Origin of the sequence: Photorhabdus heterorhabditis (genome assembly GCF_001280945.1) — a bacterium.
Taxonomy (GTDB): domain Bacteria; phylum Pseudomonadota; class Gammaproteobacteria; order Enterobacterales; family Enterobacteriaceae; genus Photorhabdus; species Photorhabdus heterorhabditis.
Genome location: NZ_LJCS01000164.1, coordinates 1 through 1536 on the forward strand (window position 1 = coordinate 1; position 1536 = coordinate 1536).

Annotated in this window: 1 protein-coding gene; it reads left to right on the plus strand. The window is 58.4% G+C overall.

The window, feature by feature from the left end:
• Positions 1-1536: type VI secretion system Vgr family protein (locus AM629_RS21065; RefSeq protein WP_152912057.1), on the plus strand; the 1536-nt coding region annotated here is incomplete at both ends.

A 1536-nucleotide genomic window follows, 5' to 3' on the forward strand; every position in this document is an offset into this window, starting at 1 on the left:
GCGTTTACCGGACAGGAATATTTAAGCCAGCCTTTTTGCTACACCATTGAATTTACCAGCCCGGAGAAGGCGATTGCGCCGGCGCAGATGCTGATGCAGGACGCCTCATTTACCCTGACTTCCCCGCCGGTTAATCCGGGTCTGCGCGGGATGCCGGTGGTCCCCCCGGCGCCATTGCGTACGGTATATGGGGTGATCAGTGGCTTTAAACTGCTGTCTACCTCGCGGGATGAAAGCCATTACGAGGTGACGCTGGTGCCCCGGCTGGCCCTGTTGGCGAACAGCCATCAGTCGGCGATTTACCAGAATATGTCGGTGCCGGAGATTGTGGAAAAAATCTTGCGTGAACGGCACGATTTCCGGGGCCAGGATTTTTTATTCACGCTGGCTTATCCCTACCCGAAGCGGGAACAGGTGATGCAGTACGGCGAGGATGACCTGCGGTTTGTGCAGCGGCTGCTGGCGGAAGTGGGTATCTGGTACAAAGTGACGGCGGATGAGCGGCTGAACATTGACGTGGTGGAGTTTTACGACGACCAGCGCTACTACCAGTTTAACGTGTACCTGCCGGCCCGTTCTCCTTCGGGGATGCACGGCGGAGAGGCGGATGCGGTGTGGGGCATGGAAACCACCCATCAGGTGGTGGAAGGGAAAATCCTGACCCGGGATTACGACTACCGCGACGCGCTGCCGCGGTATGGGATGGATGTGGAGGCGGATGTGACGCGCGGGGACCCCACAACTTACGGGGAAGCTTACCATTACATCGATAACTACCGGGTACTGGGAAACCGTTACGCCATCGAACCGGAAGTGGAAAGCGGGGTGTTCTATGCCCGGCTGCACCACGAACGTTACCTGAATCAGCAAACCCGGCTGCGGGGGTTAACCACCTCGGCGACGCTGGTACCGGGGCAGGAGCTGAAAGTGCGGGGGGAGGCGCCGGAGGTTTTTCGTAAAGGCGCGATTATCACCGGTATCACCAGCGGCGCCCGCCGGGATAAAAGTTTTGAAATGGCATTCACCGCCATACCTTATTCAGAAACCGTGTGTTTTCGCCCGGCATTAATCCCGAAACCGGTGATGGCGGGCACATTACCGGCCAGAGTGACCAGTACTATCGTGAACGACCCGTACGGGGATATCGACAAAGACGGCTTGTATCGGGTGTCGTTTGACTTTGACCGGGCGAGCTGGCCGCAGGGGAGAGAAAGCCTGTGGGTACGGTTGGCGCGGCCCTATGCGGGGGACACCTACGGTTTTCACTGGCCGTTGCTGGCGGGGACGGAAGTGGCGATCGCATTTGAAGGGGGCGACCCGGATAGGCCCTATATCGCACACGCGCTGCACGACTCGAAACACCCGGATCACGTCGCATTTTATAACTACAAACGTAACGTGCTGCGCACGCCGGCGAATAACAAACTGCGGATGGATGACGAGCGCGGGAAAGAGCACATCAAACTCAGTACGGAATACGGCGGCAAGAGTCAGCTGAATCTGGGGCATCTTGTCGATGGTCAGCGCCCGCACCCG